Below are 786 nucleotides of genomic sequence, written 5' to 3' on the forward strand. Positions count from 1 at the left end.
GGCCAGGAGCTCGTATCGAGCAGCTCCCTTTTGATGGTGGCGAAGAACGACTCGGCGAGTGCGTTGTCCCAGCACTGGCCGGTGCGGCCGACCGACAGAGGCACCCCCAACTGGTGTGCCAGCGCGGCGAACTGCTGGCTGGTGTACTGACCGCCGCGATCCGAGTGGAAGATCACCGGCTGGGTGGGACGACGCTTCCTGCAGGCGGCCGTGAGGGCATCGGCGACCAGATCGGTGCGCAGGTGGTCGGCCGTCGCCCAGCCGACCACGCGGCGGGAGGCGGGCGTCCAGGCCGGCGGGGTCGGGCTGGAAGTTGCGGAGGACGAGATCGGGCCGCAGGGCGGCTCGTGGATCGGGGATCGTCGTCAGGTGCCGTCGTCTGCGGTGTCGGCCTTGGAGGCCGGCGGCCCGCATCAGCCGCGCGACGCGTCGGCGGCCGCATCCGGCGCCGGCCCGCTTGAGCACGGCATGGACGCGCGGGGCGCCGTAGGTTCCCCGCGATCTCGTGTGGACGTCGGCGATCTGTTCCGTCAGCTCGGCGTCACGGACCGCGCGGGGACCAGGCTTGGCAGTGCGCCGGGCGTAGAAGGCGGTCCGGGAGACCTTCAGCAGCTCACACGCTCGTTTGACGCTGTGACCTGAGACGGCGGTTCTCCCGCCGCAGTGCGGCCAGTTCCTCGCGTTCACTGCTGGTCAGGCCATCGCGTTCGCCCGCATCGACCTCGGCCTGCTTCACCCAGTCACGCACCGCGGTCTCGGTCAGGTCGAAGTCCTTGGCGATCTGGC

Annotated in this window: 1 protein-coding gene and 1 pseudogene; both read right to left on the reverse strand. The window is 70.7% G+C overall.

What is annotated here, in order from left to right; all coding sequences use genetic code 11:
- Window positions 1-269 (reverse strand): DDE-type integrase/transposase/recombinase (locus IG99_RS48520; RefSeq protein WP_158973396.1); only part of this gene is annotated, 269 nt, incomplete at its 3' end.
- A gap of 115 nt (window positions 270-384) precedes the next feature.
- Window positions 385-687: pseudogene (locus IG99_RS52325) on the reverse strand (IS3 family transposase); the annotation flags it as partial.
- Between the last annotated feature and the right edge of the window lie 99 nt (window positions 688-786).

Origin of the sequence: Streptomyces griseus subsp. griseus, assembly GCF_000720255.1 — a bacterium.
GTDB lineage: Bacteria > Actinomycetota > Actinomycetes > Streptomycetales > Streptomycetaceae > Streptomyces > Streptomyces griseus_I.